The sequence below is a fragment of the Hyalangium sp. genome (assembly GCF_035629615.1).
Lineage (GTDB): Bacteria > Myxococcota > Myxococcia > Myxococcales > Myxococcaceae > Hyalangium.
Map to the genome: position 1 here is coordinate 1 of NZ_DASPHO010000461.1, position 16,603 is coordinate 16,603.

Genomic DNA, 16,603 nt, shown 5'->3' on the forward strand with positions numbered 1-16,603 from the left:
CCAGGCCCCTGGCCACACCGTGGTGGCGCGAGCTGCTCATGCTGCTGGCGACGTACGCCGCGGTGATGATGGGGGGCCTGTTCGCCCTGGGCCGGAACGGGCTCGTGTTCAACACGGCCTCCGTCCCGGTAGTAGCGGGGCTGGCAGTCTCCATCCTCTTGATGGTGGGAGGCGGCGCGTACCTGGCCCTGGCTCCGGCGCGCCGACATGTGCCCTGGGTGCTCGTGGCCGCGGGCGCGGGGGCCGTGGCGATCCTCCAGGTGGTAGGCGGCTCGGGCTACGCACAGGCGAAGGGCTTCGTCGCGGGGGTGATGGGGTGCATGACGTCCGAGGTGCTGCTGTCCATTCCTCCGCTGGCTCTGGCGCTCGTGCTGCTGTGCCGCTCCGCCTTCCAGCCCGTGCGCGCCTTCGCGGCCGGGCTGTCCGCGGCCGGCGTGAGCCTCTTCGTCCTGCACCTGCACTGCCCTGACGGAACCGCCGGGCACCTGATGCTCGGCCACCTGGTGCCGTGGCTGCTGCTGGCGGGAGTGGCGCTCTTCCTGCGCGCGCGCCTGCCTACGCGCAGCTACGCGCCTTGAGGGGCGTAACCCGCGCGCTGGAGCCGCCGTACCAGCGGACTAGAGCTCCGAGAGGGCCTGCTGCGGGAACGCCCGCGCGTCCACCTTGGGGTAGTACGCCTTCACCTTCCCGTCCGGCCCGATGATGACGCCCACCCGGCGCGCGTTGGGTGCCTGGGCATCATCACACGCGCCATACGCGACCCCTACCTTCCGGTCGGTGTCGCACAGCAGCGGGAAGTTGAACCCGAACTTCTCGGCGAAGCCCTTGTTCTCCTCGGGCGTGTCGAAGCTGATGCCCAGGATCTCCGCGTTCTTCTTCTGATACTGCGCTCTCTGATCGCGGAACCCACAGCCCTCGGCCGTGCACCCCGGCGTGTCCGCCTTCGGGTAGAACCAGAGCACCACCGACTTCCCCCGGTACTCGGACAGCGTGTGTGTCCGGCCGGTGTGATCCTGGACCTTGAACTCTGGAGCCACGTCTCCTGGCTTGAGCATGGGGCCTCCTTCGCGAGGCAGCGGTCCGGAGCCCCGCCGCACATCCTGGTGTCACTGATGCTCCGGAAGGCCCCGTCCTAGCACGGCTGGCTGCATCCGCAATCCGTCCCGTTGTGTTTTCAGGGACAACCTGCCTGGTCATGCGCCAGGAACACACCGTTCCAGGATGAGCAGGTGGTCGAGCGGGGGAGCGCGCAGGATCTGCGGAGGACTCGGCCCAGACGCAGGAACTGCGCGCCGCGCGCCGAGCCTCCCTTTGGTTCATATGGGAACGAGGCTTGCACCACAGAGAGAACCGAAAGGGATTCCACTGTGCGTGAGCCAAAGATTGCCGTTGTGTCGGATCAGAACCCGTTTCGAGAGGGGATCGTCCAGCTCCTCCAATCCCAGGGAGGCCAGCGTGTCAGCGAGTACCGCTCGGGTGCGGACTTCCTGAGTGCGGCCGAGGGAGCTGCGCACCGGATGGTGCTGATTGACATGGAGCACAGCGCGGATGATCCCATCGTGCTGCTGCGCAAGCTGCGCAGCCGCGTGCCTGGCACCACGGTGATGATCATTGGAGCGGCCCAGCAGAGCAGCGTGGCCTCCGGCACCTCTGATGCGCTGAGGGAGACGTCCCAGGCGGATGCCCAGATGCTGTGCGCCGTGGCGAGCCTGACGCCGCCGCCCGAGGGGTCTCCCGACGCGCTGCAGAGCCAGGCCGAGGCGCAGCACGAGCGGAAGCTCTGGTCCATGCTGACGCCCCGGCAGCGAGACGTCCTGGGCTTCCTGGCCAACGGCTCGGACAACCTCAAGATCGCCGCGAACCTCGGCATCTCCGAGCGGGCCGTGAAGGCCCACGTCTCCGCGCTGCTCTCTCTCTTCAGCGCGGAGAACCGCACCGAGCTGGCCGTCCTGGCGTGCCGCGCGGGCCTCCGTCCACCCCTTCTCGCCCTGTCGAGATCCCCCGTGCTCGCTCGCGCGAGCGCCAGCTGAGGAGCTACCGCCCCCCCTCTCCTCCCGGCGCTGCGCTGGGGGGGGGCCCACCGGTGAGAGCGAATGCGACATGCCCTCCAGTGCGTAACTCCCCGAAGCCTCTTCCCCAGATAATGCGAGCTGGCAGCAACTCGTGACACAGCCATGCACAGGCAGGCCCGCGTGGGCATGCCTGAGCTGGGGGGGCGGAGACCGATGGAAGTGAATGCTACGGGAGGCGTGTGCCTTCCTGAAGATCCGAAGTGGGATGACTCGCTGGAGCTCATCGTATCCGAGCTGCAGACGCCGCTGGACCTGCTGATGGTGTCTGCGGAAGGGCTGGCGCAGCAGCTCCGGGCCTCAGATGGGGATCCTGTCGAAATCTCTGCCGCCGAGTCGCTCGTCCACTCCACGGAGAAGATGCGCCGCATCGTCCAGGCGCTCATCGAGGCGAGCCGGACTGAGTTCCTTTGAGGGGAAGCCTGCGCATGGGGGCAATGGTTCGAGCGCAGGTGCTCGAGGCTCGCTACCCTCCCATGCGCCCTATGTCCCTCCACATCACCCGCGCCACTCCCAGCGAGTACCCGCTCCTTCGGAACCTCTATCCGCTCTACCTTCATGACTTGAGCGAGTTTGGGAACCTGTACACGCTTGATCCCCAAGGGATCTGGCAGCCGGACTACCTGCCCACGTGGCTCTGCGAGAGCGAGCAGGTGCATCCGCTCCTCTTCCGGCTCGACGAGCGGCCCGTGGGCTTCGCCTTCGTCGGCCAGGCCCCCTTCCCTTACATGACGGCCGGCCGGGACTACCTGCTGAGCGAGTTCTTCATCCTCCGCTCGGAGCGCCGCCGCGGCCTGGGCCAGCGTGCGGCCATGGCCGTCTTCGATCGGTTCCGCGGCATGTGGGAGCTGGCCCAGCTCCGCGCCAATCATGCCGCCATTGCCTTCTGGCGCCGTGTCGTCACGGAGTACACGGGGGGAGCCTTCGAGGAGACGCTCCCCCTAATCCGGGTCTCAATGGGAAATGCGGTCGCCCCCGCGACTGTCGGCGCGGTCCAGCTCCTGTTCCATTTCCTGCGCTGTTGACTCGGCCTCGACGTGCCCGATGGAGCGACGGTAGTCCACAAGGCGCTGCATGAACTCCCTGCCCACCTTGAGATCACCCTGGCGCGCACGGAGCCGCCCGAACTCCCAGGAGCCGAGTGCCAGTCCTCGCTCGTCACGGTGGTCGCGGGCAAAATCCATGGCCTCGATGAATCGCGCTCCCGCGATGCCCCACACCCCGCGCTCCACTGCAACGCCCGCAAGGCCGAGCATCACATCCACCTCGAGCCGGACATCGGCCGCGCGTGCCGCCCAATCTCGCGCAGACTCGAATTTCTGCTCGGCGTCATCCAAGCTACCCGAATGCCGGGCGAGGCAAGCAGCGACATACTGAAGCTGAGCGATTTGATGAACCTCGCGTGAATCTGCTTCAGTGCGCAGAACGACCGCAAAGAATAATTTCTCAGCCTCTTCCCAGCGACCCGCATCGACATACAGCCTCGCGAGCTCAGCCTGGGCATCATCTGTGGATGGAATGATGGCGTCGTCCCTCATTCCAAGATCCGCGAGGGCGAGACCGAGGCCGAGACGATGCGCTGCGTATCCAGATTGCTCTGCGGTGGTGGCTCGCAGAGCCATCCGGTGCCAGCGTTCGCGTTCGCGCGGCGGCCGCCGCAATCTCATCAAGGGCCCAGCAGCAAGCGAGTACCGGCGGATCAACCCCATGTTGACGAAGCCTTCCTCCACCTCTCCATGAGCACTCTCATGAGATCCTGCCCGCTCGAAGCCCACGGCCATGTCCGGCCAGTCCCGATCGAATGCAACGATGGCCTCCGCGCGCGCGCCCCCCCCAGCTCTGTACCGTTCGTTGAGGGCTTCGAGGACCTCAACGAAATATCCGGCATGCCGTTGCTCCGCATTCATGATCTCTGTCTGGTCGGAAAAGGCTTCCGCAGCTTGCCGTACCGGCGGCCAGAGCATGAACCGGCCGAGCTCTGCCGCCGGTTGAACCAACCGCAGGCGCACCATCTCGTCTACCAGGAAGGGCGCGCCCCCCTCACGCTCCCCTGCCTCCGCTCCCTGCGCCACCAAGGATTCGATCACCGCACGTGCTGCCTCCCGCTCGAATGTCCCCGAGAACGCAGAGAGCACGTGGGCACGTTCGAGGAAGAAGGCATAGTGGGAGACAGCGACCTCTGGCAGTTGCTGGGTGAGCACCTCCGCGACCCTGCGAAGAGGACCCGGCAGAAAGCTACAGGCATCCACGAGCCTCGCGGCCTCTTCACCCACGTGTGGTGCGAGAAGACTGAGGAGCTCCACGGCCGCCTCGGGCTCAAGCCCCCGAAGCGGCTGCTTGAGGATGACGGTCTGGGGCAGGACGAACTCCCAGCCGCGCTCCTGCCGCTCCGTCAGGATCAGGAGCGAACCCGGACCAGGAACCAGCATGGGGAGGTCCGACACAGAGAGGCCTTCATCCGCGGACGGACCTGAGACGCCATCGAGGACCAACAGGATCCTGCGGCTCGAGGTCAGCTCACGATAGCGATCGGGCTCGTCCCGGTGGTCCTGGCTGGCACTCGGGTCGAGTGCCCGTAGAACCTCCCGGATCACTTCCCTCGCGTTGAATCGGGGCCCACCCTGACGCCCCTCCACGTAGAACGTGCCATCAGAGAACCTGCTGGCCACGGAGGCCGCCACCTGGCGCACGAGCTCCGTCTTCCCTGCTCCAGCAGGTCCGTGAATGAAGATGAAGGACAGACCTCTCTCGACCCCCTCCAGGACGTCTGAGAGCTCACGCCGGTAGCCGATGAACACGGGGTCAGGCGGAGGCATCCGGAGGAGCGAAGCGGGTTCCCTGGGCTCGATGATGTATTCATCCCCCAGCAGCGTGCGCAGGCGCACCCGCCCCGACTGGAGGGGAAGCCGATGCGGGCGTGGAGGATGCAGCTCGATCCGCTGCCACGACTTCACCGGCTCCGGCGAAGTCTCCAGAGCTGCGAGGATCAGTGCGGTGGGCGACTGGGGATTGGCGGGGTCCTCCACGGTGATGCTCCGGAGCGAGAGAAGCTCCTGCGCAGCGGGCCACCGCTGAGCGAGCATGTCCTTGCTGGCTGGCTTCAGATACACCGGGAGCAGCGCGAATCGCTCGCCCTCTTTCCTCTTCCTCGCGAGCAGCGCATGGGTCTCGAGGGAATCCCATTCATTTGAGAGCGCTCCCTCCGAGATGAGCAGAACGGCGGCATCGCTCTGGCGGATCCGCGCATGGACCACGGACATGAAGGACTCTCTGAGCTCGAACGGGTCGCCACCGATCACCTGATGGTGGGCGGCGCGAAGAGCTCGTACGAGTTCTTCACGCCACGGCGACTCTTGCCTTCGTGAATAACTGATGAAGACCCGCCTTCCACCGGCCGGTGCGTCGTCTGTCGGCTCCGCGACCTCCACCACCAGCGGAGCCGTCCTCGGCACCTCGATGGTCGACTCTGGCTCGTCACCCTCAGGCCCAAGTTCCACGTACCCGGGAAACAGCTTCACGCCGAGCCGGATGCGCTCCAGTCTTGCCTGAGCAAACGAGGCCAGCCATCCAGGCACCTCCCCGGAGGGAGGCGCCGGGCGCACCAAGCCGCCTGGGAGACCCAGCTCCGCTGCTTTCACCAGCCCCTGCCCTTCCTCCAGGTACAGGAAGTCTGAAGGGAGGCGAGCGACGGCTCCCGCGGCCCAGTGGCTCAGTCCACTCTCGCGATCCTGGACGAGCGCGGCCAGTGCGCTCCGCAGCAACTTGCGGGCCTGCTCGTGGGCACCGCCCTTGCGGGAGAACTGAAGATAATTGAGCTCCTCTTCCACCCGCAGCACGGGCGCAAGCCAGCGGTGGGAACCCTCGGTGAGCTGCCAAGCCCTCTCGTAGTGCTCATCCCCCATGAGCGCGAGGCGCTCGCGCAGCAGGCCCCCCACTCCCTTGGCGAAGACAATCCCCTCGGGCCCCCGGAAGGCCACCAGGTCGTCCAGCCACAGGTCGGCCTCCAACGCGGGAGAGGAACCTGGGAGCAGATCCAGCCGCAGCCGCCTCAGCAAAGGTGGATCCACGCGGACGGCGAAGGAGGCCAGACACGCAAGCTCGAACACCCGCGGCTGCTCCTGCGCGACCTGCTCGACAAGCTGACGGGCTGTTGCCAGAGCGTCCAAGACGTCACCTCCTGTGGCGCACCCCGCGCGCAGCCTGGGCCACCGTCAGGGACCGATCCCAGTGAAAGAGCTCCATCACCCGTCCCACATCCGGTGGCCAGCGCTCGGGGGGATAGGGCACGAGCGCCGCCACCGAGCACCCCGCCCGGCGCAGCTCTCCAGCGAAGGCCATCCACTCCTCGGCTTGGGCAGGTGAATCGCCAGGAGGAGGACCGCCAATGCCCAGATCCGTCACGCACAGGACTCGCGCCCCCAAGCGGGGCACCCGCTCGGGACCGTAAGGCGTCCACCTGCGCCGGACCCCGCGGCCACACCCACGCGAGGGACAGGCGACGAAGTGCAGCACCTCGACGCCTCCTCCCGCGAGGCGAACGAGCTCGCGCTCGAGTCCCTCCACATCGAGGTGGAAGGGCAGCATGGCGTCGCTGCGATCCACCAACAGCTGTACGCCCCGAGCCAGCGTGGGAACGAGGCGGTACGGGGGGCTGGCCAGAGCTCTCCCAAGGGCAATGGACCGGAGGATGGCCTCGATATCCAGGGGGCCATCCCCTGGGGCCGCCACCAGGCTCCCCAGGATCGCCCGGGCTCGGTGCGGCTCGAGCAGCGGCGCTGGCACTCCCACGGTCACTCCGGGTGGAGGCGGTGCGGGAAGGGGGGGAGCTGTGGAGAGCCAGTCTGGCATGGAGGGGAGCTGGTTCCTTCGCAGCTTGATGTTCACGGGGACGGGAACCCCCGCCGGCCCCTCTGGCACCTCGGGGGGACGAACCTGCACAGGAGGAGGAGGAACCGCAGAGCGCCCGTCCGGCGGCGGCGAGAATGAGGAGGGCGGCTTCCTGGAAGGCGGGACGGGGGACGCCTCGGCGGTGGGGCCCAACACGAGGGCAGCGATGGCCTCGCGCGTCGCCTCGTCTTCAGGGTGAAGCGCGGCAAAGGCGCGAGCAAGCTCCCCCATGCTGGAGGTGGGCTCGCCGCTCACTTGCCCGGTCCCTTCCGCCCATGCTTCCAGATGGTGGACGCCAGCAGCTGCTCGAAGGCGGGAGTGCCGGCGGCGATCTGGAGCTGCTTGCACCCCCGGAGCGCATCGACGTACTCAGCGGCGCTGACCGTCGGCTTGCTGTCCTTGGGACCCAGGAGGGCATCCGCCACGGCGGTGCGAAGCCCCTCGTCGAGCTCCGGGAGCTGGACCCGCCCGATCTCGAGCAACCACTCGCGTCCCGGATATTCGAGCCTGAGCTCGACGCAGCGGCGCAGGAAAGCCTGGGGGAGCTCGCGCTCGTCATTGGTGGTGATGATGAGGAGCGGAGCTCGCTGGGGAGCCGTCTGCACGAGCTGCCCCGTCTCCTCGACCTGGAACTGAAGGGAGCCCAGGGGCACCAGGAGGTTGTTGGGGGTGTCGGGATCCGCCTTGTCAATCTCGTCGATGAGGACGACGGCCCGCTCGTGAGGGCGGCCGAGGTTGGGATCGCGGCCTCGAAGCAGGCTGGGTCCAGAGGTGCTGCGCGAGCGCTGGGCCCTGGCACCTGCCTCATCGAACGCCCACCACAGGACGCCCGGGACCACATAGGGGACATAGCCCTCCGCGAGCCTGCGCCGCGGGGACTGCGCATCATGGAGGCGGCGCAGCAGGTCCACCTGCCACAGGAGCTCACGGGCCTGGGTGCGGGACGTGACGACGTACTCGTAGAAGCGCCAGCCCAGGAAGTCGGCCACGCTGAGGGCCAGGGAGCTCTTCCCCGTTCCCGAGGGGCCACGGACGAGAAGGGGGCGCTGCGTCGCCAGCGCCACGTTCACGGCGAGTACGATCTTCTCATCCCCATAGACGTAGGCCACGGTCCGGCGCTGGTCGCCCGCTTCCGTCGCCTCCTTGGATGGAGGCTCGACACTCCGAGGGGGATTGAACAGCTTGTGGTACTTGAGCGCGGGGGCTTCGGCCATGGCGTGGATTCCTCACGAAGCTTTCAGGTACTTGCTCTTCCGCTTGAAGAGCTCCCAGAACGGCTGTTCTCTTCCTGGCTCGAGCATCGGCTGGAGGAGCTCGATTCCCGCTTGCCGCGCCAGCTCCTCGTCAGGGATGTCACTCCCCGTCAGGAAGAAGAAGGTGACCTCCGGGAACTCCGTGCGCAGTTGCTGGATCGCCGCCAGGTTGAGCCCCCGAAGCGGCAGCGCCACGAAGACGGGCTCACCTTCGTCCGTATAGACGCGGATGGCCGCCTGGACCTCCTCGGGAGTCGCGGGGCTGACCTTGAGTGTCTGGGCGAGGGCGGTGCGCACGAGCCCCTTCAGCTCCTCGAGCCCCTCATTCCCCACCACCCCGTCCACTTCGGCCACGCGCCAAGCATCACTGGGGCGGATGGGACACGAGCCCACCACGTACAACCAGGCCGTCCGGGTGCTGTCCCCATTCAGGGCGAGCAGGCCATGCCGCTTCGCGACCGCGGGGATCTCGGCGGCGGAGCGGCAATCCACCCATGAGGTGGCGATGAGCGTCACCGCCTCATCGAGACCGGCCGGTGCAGGCAGCTGCTGGCGGAAGACCCGGACCCCCTTGGGGGCGCGCTCCAGCCCTGCCGCCATGAGGTGGAGGGCCACCTTCATCGGCAGGTCCAGACCGGGCGTCCAGGGCCCCAGGTCCACCGCGGCCTCGATGGCGGCCTGCTCGAGGTCGACGGGGGCGACGTGCTTGAGCAACGCGCTGAGCCGCCGGGCGTGACGTTGAGCGGGAGACATGGGGGAAGGCACGTGCTTGTCCAGATAGGCAATGACACGCTGGATGGCGACATCCCGTGGCACGTCCTGGCGGATGGCCTGCTTCTCGGCGACACACGCAGGGCGGAGCGGGCTCTGCTCGATCAGCTCCGCCGTGACGGGAGGAATGAAGACGGGAATGAGCTTGAACCCCTCCTGCTCGCTCGTGTGCCGGTAGGCCAGGAGGCTGGCCTCGTATGCCACGTAGCTCGACTTCAACGCGGCCTCCGAGAGCAACAGCACGGCCGCGTCACACCCGCCGATCCACGCGTTGAGCGTGGATCGCCAGTCCTGGTTCAGGTCAATGTCCTCGTCCAGCAGAACCGGATAGTGGGCGGCACGCAGGGACCGCACCAGCTCATCCCGGAACTCCCGCCCCACCGGCTCCTTCGATGAGTGGCTGATGAAGATGCGAGGGCGGGACATACCGGAGAGCGGTGAGGGGTCGGAATGGGTCCCTCTCTATCATATCCGTGGGATGCGCTAGTCGCGGAGATCCCTGAGGTCCCGCAGGACTTCCGTACTCGCACACCTGTGGATCAATCAGCACTTCTTGGGGAGCTGCGAAGCCTGGGCTGGACTCCCACGGGTGCCGTCGTCTACGAGGGGCGAATGGGCCCATACGTTCCTCCTCTGCACGTCCACGTCGTCCACCACCCGCGTCACGAGGACGCGAAGCGCTGGGCCGAGGCGCTCGTCAAATGGCTCAACGGCAACCCGGAGGACTTCGCCGCACCGCAGGCGGACATCCCCGTGTTCGTCTGGACCTCTGTGGATGGCGAGAAGCCGCCAGAGCTCAAGTGGGGGCAGGCCAGGCAGGAGGTGCTCGTCGTCCTCGCCGGAGTGGCGATGGCCGGCAGCACCGAGTGGCGGCAGTGGGCGCAGCAGCAGGCGAAGCCAGGGGGGCCGCAGCTCATCACCTGCTCGGACACAGAGCACTGCGGCAACCTGGGGCCCGCCTTTCAGGCGCAACAGGCGGTGCGCCTCGATCACTTCGACGCCGCTGAACGGGAGACCGAGCTCCTCCTGCGTGTGACGCATGCCCTGGCGCGCAAGATGCTTGGCCCCAACGAGAACACGTCGCTCTTCATCAGCCACACGAAGAAATACGCCGATCTGAATGCCAAGGAAGACGATGGGCGTGCGTTCGCGCTCTCGCTCAAGGAGTTCCTCGACAAACGCCCGTCGGGCGTGGCGTTCTTCGACGAGGTGCAGATCAGCGCCACCGACCCGTTCAAAGATGTCCTCCAGGCCGGCGTGGCATCCTCCGTCATGGTCGTGCTGCATACGGATCGGTTCTCCAGCCGGTACTGGTGCGGCTGGGAGACGCTCCAGGCCAAGCTCCAACGCCGCCCCATCCTCGTTGTCGATGCGCTCCACGATGGCGAGCCTCAGAGCCTCAGCTACCTCGGCAACGCACACACGCTCAGGTGGGACCCGAAGGACCGCGACAGCGTGCCGCGCCGTCGGCGGATCGTCTCCGCCGCGCTGCTCGAGCTGCTGCGCCTGCGGCACGACGAGAGCCGGCTGCGCGAGGCCCAGGCCGCTTTTGAGCTGAAGGCGGTGCACGTCCACCCGTTCCGCCCCGAGCTGGCGACACTTCCCAAGCAAGGCGGCAAGCTGATCCATCCTGATCCGCCGCTGCCCGTGAACGAGCGCAAGCTCATCGCCGAGCATCGCTCCGATATCGAGATCGTGAGCCTCACCCAGGCGCTCGCCCACCATGCGCAGAAGCTCGAGGGGAAGCGCATTGCCGTTTCCATCTCGGAAGCCCCTGATCTCTCGGCCTTCGGCATGAGCAAGCTCCACCTGGAGCGAATCTGGACGCGTGTCGCGACGCACCTCCTGCAGACTCAGGCGCAGCTCGCATACGGTGGCGATCTCCGGCAAGGCGGCTATACGGAGCAGTTGTTCGAGCTCGTGCGCGGAGCGATCGACTCGGGAGCACAGCTGCCTGATGAGCACATCCATCTGTATCTCGGGTGGCCCGTCCACCTCTCACTCACGGACACGATCAAGGCGAGCTTGCCGTCGGTCTTCTCGCTGCACCCCTCGGGAATCCCAGCAGTCCACGGTGTGGACTCCCAGACGTTCATCAAGCCACAGACAATGGTTCCCCAGGAGCGGCTCGCCTGGACGCTGGGGATGACAGCGATGCGCAGGAGCATGGCGAACGACTGCCATGCACGTGTGATGGTCGGCGGTCAGCTCGTCGCCGTCAGCCCCATTCCCGGGCTGGTGGAGGAGTTCCTCACCTTCGTCGACCTCGACAAGCCGGTCTATCTCATCGGCGGCTTCGGAGGCATGACGCGCGTCATCGCGCGGGCTCTGCAGGGCGAGCGGCCGCGCGAGCTCACCACCGCCTTCCAGGACGAGGAGGGCAAGCAGACAGAGATCCGCACCTCCATCGACACAGCGGCTCGGGCGGGGACGCATGGGAAGGTGAAGAGTGGCGGGCGTGAGTGGCCCGCGCTCGAGCCCGTCGATTTCGATGCGATCACGGCCCGCCTGGGGAAGATGGGGCTCTCCGGGCTCAAGAACGGCCTCGACGACAAGGAGAACCTCCGCTTGATCGAATCGCAGGACCCCGTGGAGCAAGTGGGGCTGGTCCTGCTGGGCCTCGGGCGCAAGTGGGGCAACACCTCCGAGTGACCCCCCAGCAGTTTCACGGCGCGGTACGCCCTGGGACTCAAGCGGCAACACACCTCATCTAGAAAGAAAAAGCCCCTTTCATGCCTCGCGGGTGGGGCATTCCCCATGGCCAACTGTTCGGAAATGTCGGGGGTTTTGGGCGCGAAAGGTCCCGACATTTCCGAACAGTCACGCACGCCAGGCGGCGTCAGGGGCCCGTGCCGCAGGATTCTGAAGATGGGGAGACGACAGCCGCGCACCACGGTCCCGCCCGCTCCTGCCAGGACATGGCTCGACTCACCTGCAAACGGCCGAGCGCAGGATGCTGGCTCAGGATGCCTGCCTCTCTGCTCCTGCTCAACACCCTCTGAGGAAGCCCGCCTCGCGCTGCCAACCATCGCGGGTGACGTCAAGCGCTCTGTGCTCGCACTGCGGAAGCTCTGGCCCAGATTCATACCTACCAACGGGCGCGACAGACAGCCGACCGCTGCGACACGTCCGATGATTGACTGGCGGCATACACCATGGTCCTGCTCGAGTTTGCTCAGCAGTGGCAGTTGGGACGGTCGACCTCCGCGTCGCGCCCCGAAGCAATCGAGTCGAGCCATCCAGAGGGCGAATAGACGCCGACCGTAGTATCGTGCTTCAGGTTCTGCCTGCTACCTGCCACGCAGGAGGCATGTGCTATGGGAGAAGACCCATGCAATGACACAAACCCACCATTTACGCCGACGCTCCGCGATACTGAGTTCAGCTCATGTGGAGGCTTGCTGGGAGTTTCCTCTCTCCGCGGCCATACGGCACCATCCCGAGCGGCTACGCGTAGCTGTACCAGTACAATCGACCCACTGATTCTTGGAGTTGATCCCCGGGGACCAATGCAAATCTTCGTGATCGGTAGCGTCGCCGTGGGTGAAAATGACCCCGGCTTTCCCAACGAGAAGATGCTGCTCAAGCGAACCTGCCAGGGTCTTGGCAAGGCGATTCGAGTAGCTGGTCATACGGCAGTTTTGTGCAGCCCCTTTCCGGACAGCGCTGATCTAGAAGTGCTTCGCGGAGTCGCTGCTGCTGGAGGCACCACACCGGTCAACATCGAAATGCATTTTCCGGACGAGAAGTCTGTAAGGCAGCGCCTCGATGAGGTGCAGCACGAGCTAGGTCTCGTCGGAATAAAGCCGTACCCGTACATGCCGCCCCAAGGGCACATGTCGTCGGATGCGTGGCGGTATGCATGGCTGCTCTGTCAGCTCAGTGCACTGGAGAGCAGCCAAGTAGTCATCGCGGTGGGCGGAAAGCTCGAAGGCGCAGCGAACATGCTGCTCCTGCTTGCTGAGGCGAAAAGGAAGGTCGTGCTCCCAGTCACCTTTCTCGGTGGTGCTGCTCAGCAAGCGTATTATCGACGCCGCTATGAGCTTCAGGATCGGCTCGGTAAAGGCGCCGAGATGCTCCTGGATAAGGAATCAGTTGAGGGGCTCGTCGTGCTGGCAGAACGTAGCGCTTTGTCGGCGTTGGAAGAGCATCGCCCCAAGGGTGAAAGAGGAATGCCGCTGCGCTTCTTCATCAGTTACCCGCGTGCCCGTCCTCTGGAGGCGGACCATGTTGAAACGCTTCTACGCCGGAGGAACATGCAGGTCTTTCGCGATGAAACAGACTTCGGCGCTGGTCATGAAATCCCCGGCCGCATTCAGGAGGCCATCCACTCGGCCAACGTGTTCATCGCACTCTGGTGCAAAGAATATGCGTGTAGCCCATGGTGCTTCGACGAACTTGAGCTGGCGCTGAAACGGCACAGTCAGGGAGTTCTCAATCTGTGGATCTTGTGCGTGGACGATACACGGATCGTGCCTCCTGGCATACGCAATCTCGTCCATTTTCCAGTCAGATCCCGCGAGGAGTTGGAGGGGCGGGTGCTAGAATTGCTGGAACGTGCGAGAGCCAGAGTAGACTGAGTCAGGGTGGCCTTTCGAAACGGACATTGATGGTGTTCCCAGCACCATCAATGAGGGCATGATGAGTCGGTTTCGTATCTTGAGCCTGGATGGTGGAGGGATCCGCGGTGCCTTCACTTCCTCCGTGCTTGCGACGCTCGAACAGGCGACGGGCCGTTCATGCGTCGATCACTTCGACCTCATCACCGGCACGTCCACCGGCGGAATCATCGCCCTCGGTCTAGCGTTGGGGCGCCCAGCCGCGGAGGTCCGTGACTTCTACCGAAATAAGGGGCCTGACATCTTCCAGTAAAGACTCCTCGGCCAGGCACGCTGCCGTCTTGTCATCCCCACCTACGATGCCGTGGCCGGCCGCATCTTCCTCATTGCTCCAGGGAGGCTCGCCACCTCGTCACATCCGCCGGCAAACGTCCCGAAGGACTATCGCGAGGACTTACGGCCGGCCACAGGCTCCCCACTCCCACTGGCGAGCCGTGCGAAGCCCTTGATGAGGAGGGAGAGGATCTCCGAGAGAGAGGTGGTGCGCAGGAGGATGTCGTTCTCAGCCGGTTCGAGGCCATTGCGGAAGTCGCTGGGAGACACCTGCCGGAAGAATGCGAGCGCCTCGGTGAGGTCCGTCCCCTCCAGGCCCTGACGGCCGTGCCGCGCGTACTCCCCTCCGAGGTCCGCCAGGTCTTGCTGGCGCGCCTGGGGGAGGACTGGCACCTCCTGCATCTCCTGCCTGACCACGCGCGCCAGCCAGCCCGCAGCGCCGCCAAAGCCTCCCAGCAGGAAGAGCGGCTTCCCGGCCTTGAGAAGCAGGTACGCCTCCTCAATGATTCCAGGCCAGCGCCCTGAGTAGTTCACGAGCTTCCCACCCAGCACGACGCGCGCGTGAACGGCGCTGTTCATGTGCTCCCGCATGGCCGTCATACAGCGCGTCCTCGTGTACGCGTCGAACGGTGGACGCGGCTCCCCCCCACTGCTCCGGAGGTCCTCAGGCAGGGAGACCCGGACCGTCTGGACGGACATCGCCCGGTCCTCGGAGTCTTCCGACAGCCCCTGGTGGAGGTGCCAGGCGAGGTGATTCTCGAGCCGGCGGTACGGCGTTCCTCCGGCCCGGTTGTGGCGGTGCACCAGGGTGATGAGCTGCTCGGTGAAGCCTCCGGGGCTGAGGTTGCCGCCGTACGCGAGCCGCGCACCGTGGGCGAGCAGGTAGCGCGCACACTCAATGGTCACCTCGCGGACGTTCTCCTCCGACAGCCCAAGGGCGGTGAGCTCCTCGGGCTCGGGGTTGCCGATGGAGATGCCGAGCGTCCACTTATCCAGCAGGGGTTCTTGGGGCTTCAAGCCGTGCAGGAACCCGGGCAGGAGAACCGGAGTGAGCGCCGCACCGTGGTAGGGAGCGATGACCTCCAGCTCTTCGTCACCAATGGGCGGATCGGGGTAGATGACGGGCGGCGCAGGGGCTCCCCGCTCGGGATGCAGGGCGGTCAGCAGCTCCGGCGGGCGAGGGAGGACCTTGGCCTGCGCCAGGAAGGGATAGAGGGCCTTGAGGTGCTCGATCTCGCGCGTGAAGAAGGCGGCGCGGAGCACCTCACGCACGGTGAGATCGACGAGTGCACGGCAGGCCTCCTGGGTCGACTGCTCCAGGCGCTCGCGGCTCTTGACGGGATCCTGAGGATCCTCCGGAGGGGGCATCCAGCGGAGCGTGGGGACATTGCCGAGGTAGGGGAAGCTCCGCTCCTCGCCCTTCTGGACTGCATCCAGGACGACAATGGGCCGCGCATGGCGCTTGGCCTCAATCACCTCGCGGAGGCACCACTCACGGGAGGCATAGGCGTCCGTCTTGATGACGATGAGCGCGGAGCGGGCGATCCCAGTGAAGATCTGGACATCGAAGGGAAAGCCCGGCGCGATGTGGGTGGTGTCAAAGAACACGCCCCCCTGGGTGTGGCTGAGGATGTAGCCCCGCAGCGCCTCGGCGAAGCGGAGGCCGTCGCGCTTGGCGTGGCTGACGAAGAGGGAGATGGCAGGAGGAGGGAGCTGGCCCAGGGGGAGCTGTGGCGGGTGCAGGAGGAGGCGGCTGAGGGCGTGGGACACCTCGTGCAGCATCCGCTGGGGCTGCTCGGCCTCCGGGACCGAGTCTGGCAGGAGTCGCACGGAGTTGAGGCGGCCAAAGGCCGGGCCCAGCTCGGGAGTGACGCGGGTGAAGACGCACGCCAGCACGTGGCCTGTGGGAAGACGGGCGAGGAGGCTCTCGATGTACGTGCGCCAGCGGGGATCCTCGCCCATCCGGCGATCCACGAGGAGGATGACGAAGCTGAGGGTGTCCGGGGCGGGCGTGATGTCCGGCGGGAGCGCACCGCCGGAGAGTGGAGCGCTTCGGAAATAGACGGGGATGCCGATGGCGCGGGCCTCCGGATCCTCCAGATCGCGATTCAGGAAGGTGAACAGCTGCCGGGCGAGGGAGGCGCCGCGCTCGAAGGAGGGGTGCCAGACCACGTAGGCGACGACGCTAGGGGTGTGGCGTTCCATGCATGCTCCCAGTGCCGAGGGCCGCGGATGTTACGCGCACAGGCCATGGGCTGCATCCGGCGACTACTTCAGCTCGCGGCTCGTCTTCCGCAGGTGGGCCAGCGCCTCCACCCGGCGTTGCATCGCCGACGGGAGCGGCTCACCGGCCGGGGCTTCGAGGTCCTGGCCCACGGCATGGCGGAGGTCCAGGCCCCAGAGCGCGTTGCTCACGTGGAGGTGGGCGGGTGGCCCGTTGTCCGCGCGAGCCTTCTCAGGCTCTACATCCCAGAACGACGCGAAGACGTATGGCTGCGTGTAGATGTAGATGCGATGCGGGACATTCTGCTGGGTGAGATACTCGCGGAGGGCGCGGAGGCTCTCATCTCGCTCCTCGAGCAGTGCGTCCCCCGTCTTTCCGTCCAGGAGCAGCTCCCGCAGTGGCTCGTCCGCGAGCGCGAAGAGCTCGATGTGCTCGTACGGTCTCTTCCGGTGCTTCATCGCCTCGCGCAGCTTCGGGAGGAGCTGGCCGTGGGTGGCACCCACGAAG

Annotated in this window: 14 protein-coding genes; 7 read left to right on the top strand and 7 right to left on the bottom strand. The window is 66.2% G+C overall.

The features are described from left to right. A partial coding sequence (locus VD972_RS23545) for an NrsF family protein (RefSeq protein WP_324990593.1) occupies positions 1 to 578 on the top strand: 578 nt, incomplete at its 5' end. Between the two features lie 39 nt (positions 579 to 617). Here the strand turns inward: VD972_RS23545 and VD972_RS23550 are convergent. After that, positions 618 to 1,055, bottom strand: a complete 438-nt coding sequence (locus VD972_RS23550; protein ID WP_324990595.1) for a peroxiredoxin — start codon at positions 1,053 to 1,055, stop codon at positions 618 to 620. Positions 1,056 to 1,391: 336 nt separating this feature from the next. Between VD972_RS23550 and VD972_RS23555 the strand changes: the two genes are divergently transcribed. From VD972_RS23555 to VD972_RS23565, 3 genes are all read left to right on the top strand, one after another. Next, positions 1,392 to 2,030 (top strand): response regulator transcription factor, encoded by a 639-nt coding sequence (locus VD972_RS23555; protein ID WP_324990597.1) that lies wholly within the window; start codon positions 1,392 to 1,394, stop codon positions 2,028 to 2,030. Positions 2,031 to 2,225: 195 nt separating this feature from the next. Beyond that, positions 2,226 to 2,483, top strand: a complete 258-nt coding sequence (locus tag VD972_RS23560) for a hypothetical protein (RefSeq protein WP_324990599.1) — start codon at positions 2,226 to 2,228, stop codon at positions 2,481 to 2,483. A gap of 62 nt (positions 2,484 to 2,545) precedes the next feature. Further along, the gene (locus tag VD972_RS23565) at positions 2,546 to 3,094 is read left to right on the top strand and encodes a GNAT family N-acetyltransferase (RefSeq protein WP_324990601.1); all 549 of its coding nucleotides are present in this window, start codon (positions 2,546 to 2,548) and stop codon (positions 3,092 to 3,094) included. Here VD972_RS23565 and VD972_RS23570 read toward each other — a convergent pair. From VD972_RS23570 to VD972_RS23585, 4 genes are all read right to left on the bottom strand, one after another. Beyond that, positions 3,023 to 5,896: a TIR domain-containing protein gene (locus VD972_RS23570; protein ID WP_324990603.1), complete on the bottom strand. Its 2,874-nt coding sequence runs from the start codon at positions 5,894 to 5,896 to the stop codon at positions 3,023 to 3,025. The genes VD972_RS23565 and VD972_RS23570 overlap by 72 nt on opposite strands. 343 nt (positions 5,897 to 6,239) lie before the next feature. Beyond that, on the bottom strand, positions 6,240 to 7,187 hold the full coding sequence (locus VD972_RS23575) for a hypothetical protein (RefSeq protein WP_324990605.1): 948 nt from the start codon (positions 7,185 to 7,187) through the stop codon (positions 6,240 to 6,242). 20 nt (positions 7,188 to 7,207) lie between these two features. Further along, positions 7,208 to 8,170, bottom strand: coding sequence for a MoxR family ATPase (locus VD972_RS23580; RefSeq protein WP_324990607.1), 963 nt, complete (start codon positions 8,168 to 8,170; stop codon positions 7,208 to 7,210). Positions 8,171 to 8,182: 12 nt separating this feature from the next. Then, positions 8,183 to 9,406 carry a toll/interleukin-1 receptor domain-containing protein gene (locus tag VD972_RS23585; RefSeq protein ID WP_324990609.1) on the bottom strand — a complete coding sequence of 408 codons (1,224 nt, stop codon included), beginning with the start codon at positions 9,404 to 9,406 and terminating at the stop codon, positions 8,183 to 8,185. Positions 9,407 to 9,592: 186 nt separating this feature from the next. On the opposite strand from VD972_RS23585, the gene VD972_RS23590 reads away from it, so the two are divergent. From VD972_RS23590 to VD972_RS23600, 3 genes are all read left to right on the top strand, one after another. Continuing rightward, entirely contained in the window at positions 9,593 to 11,632 is a 2,040-nt protein-coding gene (locus VD972_RS23590; protein ID WP_324990610.1) for a hypothetical protein, read from the top strand. An 857-nt stretch (positions 11,633 to 12,489) separates the two neighbouring features. Beyond that, entirely contained in the window at positions 12,490 to 13,560 is a 1,071-nt protein-coding gene (locus VD972_RS23595) for a toll/interleukin-1 receptor domain-containing protein (RefSeq protein WP_324990612.1), read from the top strand. Between the two features lie 61 nt (positions 13,561 to 13,621). Beyond that, positions 13,622 to 13,852 carry a patatin-like phospholipase family protein gene (locus VD972_RS23600; RefSeq protein ID WP_324990614.1) on the top strand — a complete coding sequence of 77 codons (231 nt, stop codon included), beginning with the start codon at positions 13,622 to 13,624 and terminating at the stop codon, positions 13,850 to 13,852. 128 nt (positions 13,853 to 13,980) lie between these two features. Here VD972_RS23600 and VD972_RS23605 read toward each other — a convergent pair whose 3' ends face one another. After that, entirely contained in the window at positions 13,981 to 16,077 is a 2,097-nt protein-coding gene (locus VD972_RS23605) for a TIR domain-containing protein (RefSeq protein WP_324990616.1), read from the bottom strand. Positions 16,078 to 16,140: 63 nt separating this feature from the next. Then, on the bottom strand, positions 16,141 to 16,603 hold a 463-nt coding region (locus tag VD972_RS23610; RefSeq protein ID WP_324990618.1), incomplete at its 5' end, for a hypothetical protein.

Excerpts from the sequence above, each read along its gene's own strand:
- VD972_RS23585 (WP_324990609.1), bottom strand. The coding sequence starts at position 9,406 with ATGTCCCGCCCTCGCATCTTCATCAGCCACTCATCGAAGGAGCCGGTG.
- VD972_RS23565 (WP_324990601.1), top strand. The coding sequence starts at position 2,546 with ATGCGCCCTATGTCCCTCCACATCACCCGCGCCACTCCCAGCGAGTAC.
- VD972_RS23575 (WP_324990605.1), bottom strand. The coding sequence starts at position 7,187 with ATGGGGGAGCTTGCTCGCGCCTTTGCCGCGCTTCACCCTGAAGACGAG.
- VD972_RS23550 (WP_324990595.1), bottom strand. The coding sequence starts at position 1,055 with ATGCTCAAGCCAGGAGACGTGGCTCCAGAGTTCAAGGTCCAGGATCAC.
- VD972_RS23560 (WP_324990599.1), top strand. The coding sequence starts at position 2,226 with ATGGAAGTGAATGCTACGGGAGGCGTGTGCCTTCCTGAAGATCCGAAG.
- VD972_RS23580 (WP_324990607.1), bottom strand. The coding sequence starts at position 8,170 with ATGGCCGAAGCCCCCGCGCTCAAGTACCACAAGCTGTTCAATCCCCCT.
- VD972_RS23590 (WP_324990610.1), top strand. The coding sequence starts at position 9,593 with ATGGGCCCATACGTTCCTCCTCTGCACGTCCACGTCGTCCACCACCCG.
- VD972_RS23605 (WP_324990616.1), bottom strand. The coding sequence starts at position 16,077 with ATGGAACGCCACACCCCTAGCGTCGTCGCCTACGTGGTCTGGCACCCC.
- VD972_RS23595 (WP_324990612.1), top strand. The coding sequence starts at position 12,490 with ATGCAAATCTTCGTGATCGGTAGCGTCGCCGTGGGTGAAAATGACCCC.
- VD972_RS23600 (WP_324990614.1), top strand. The coding sequence starts at position 13,622 with ATGAGTCGGTTTCGTATCTTGAGCCTGGATGGTGGAGGGATCCGCGGT.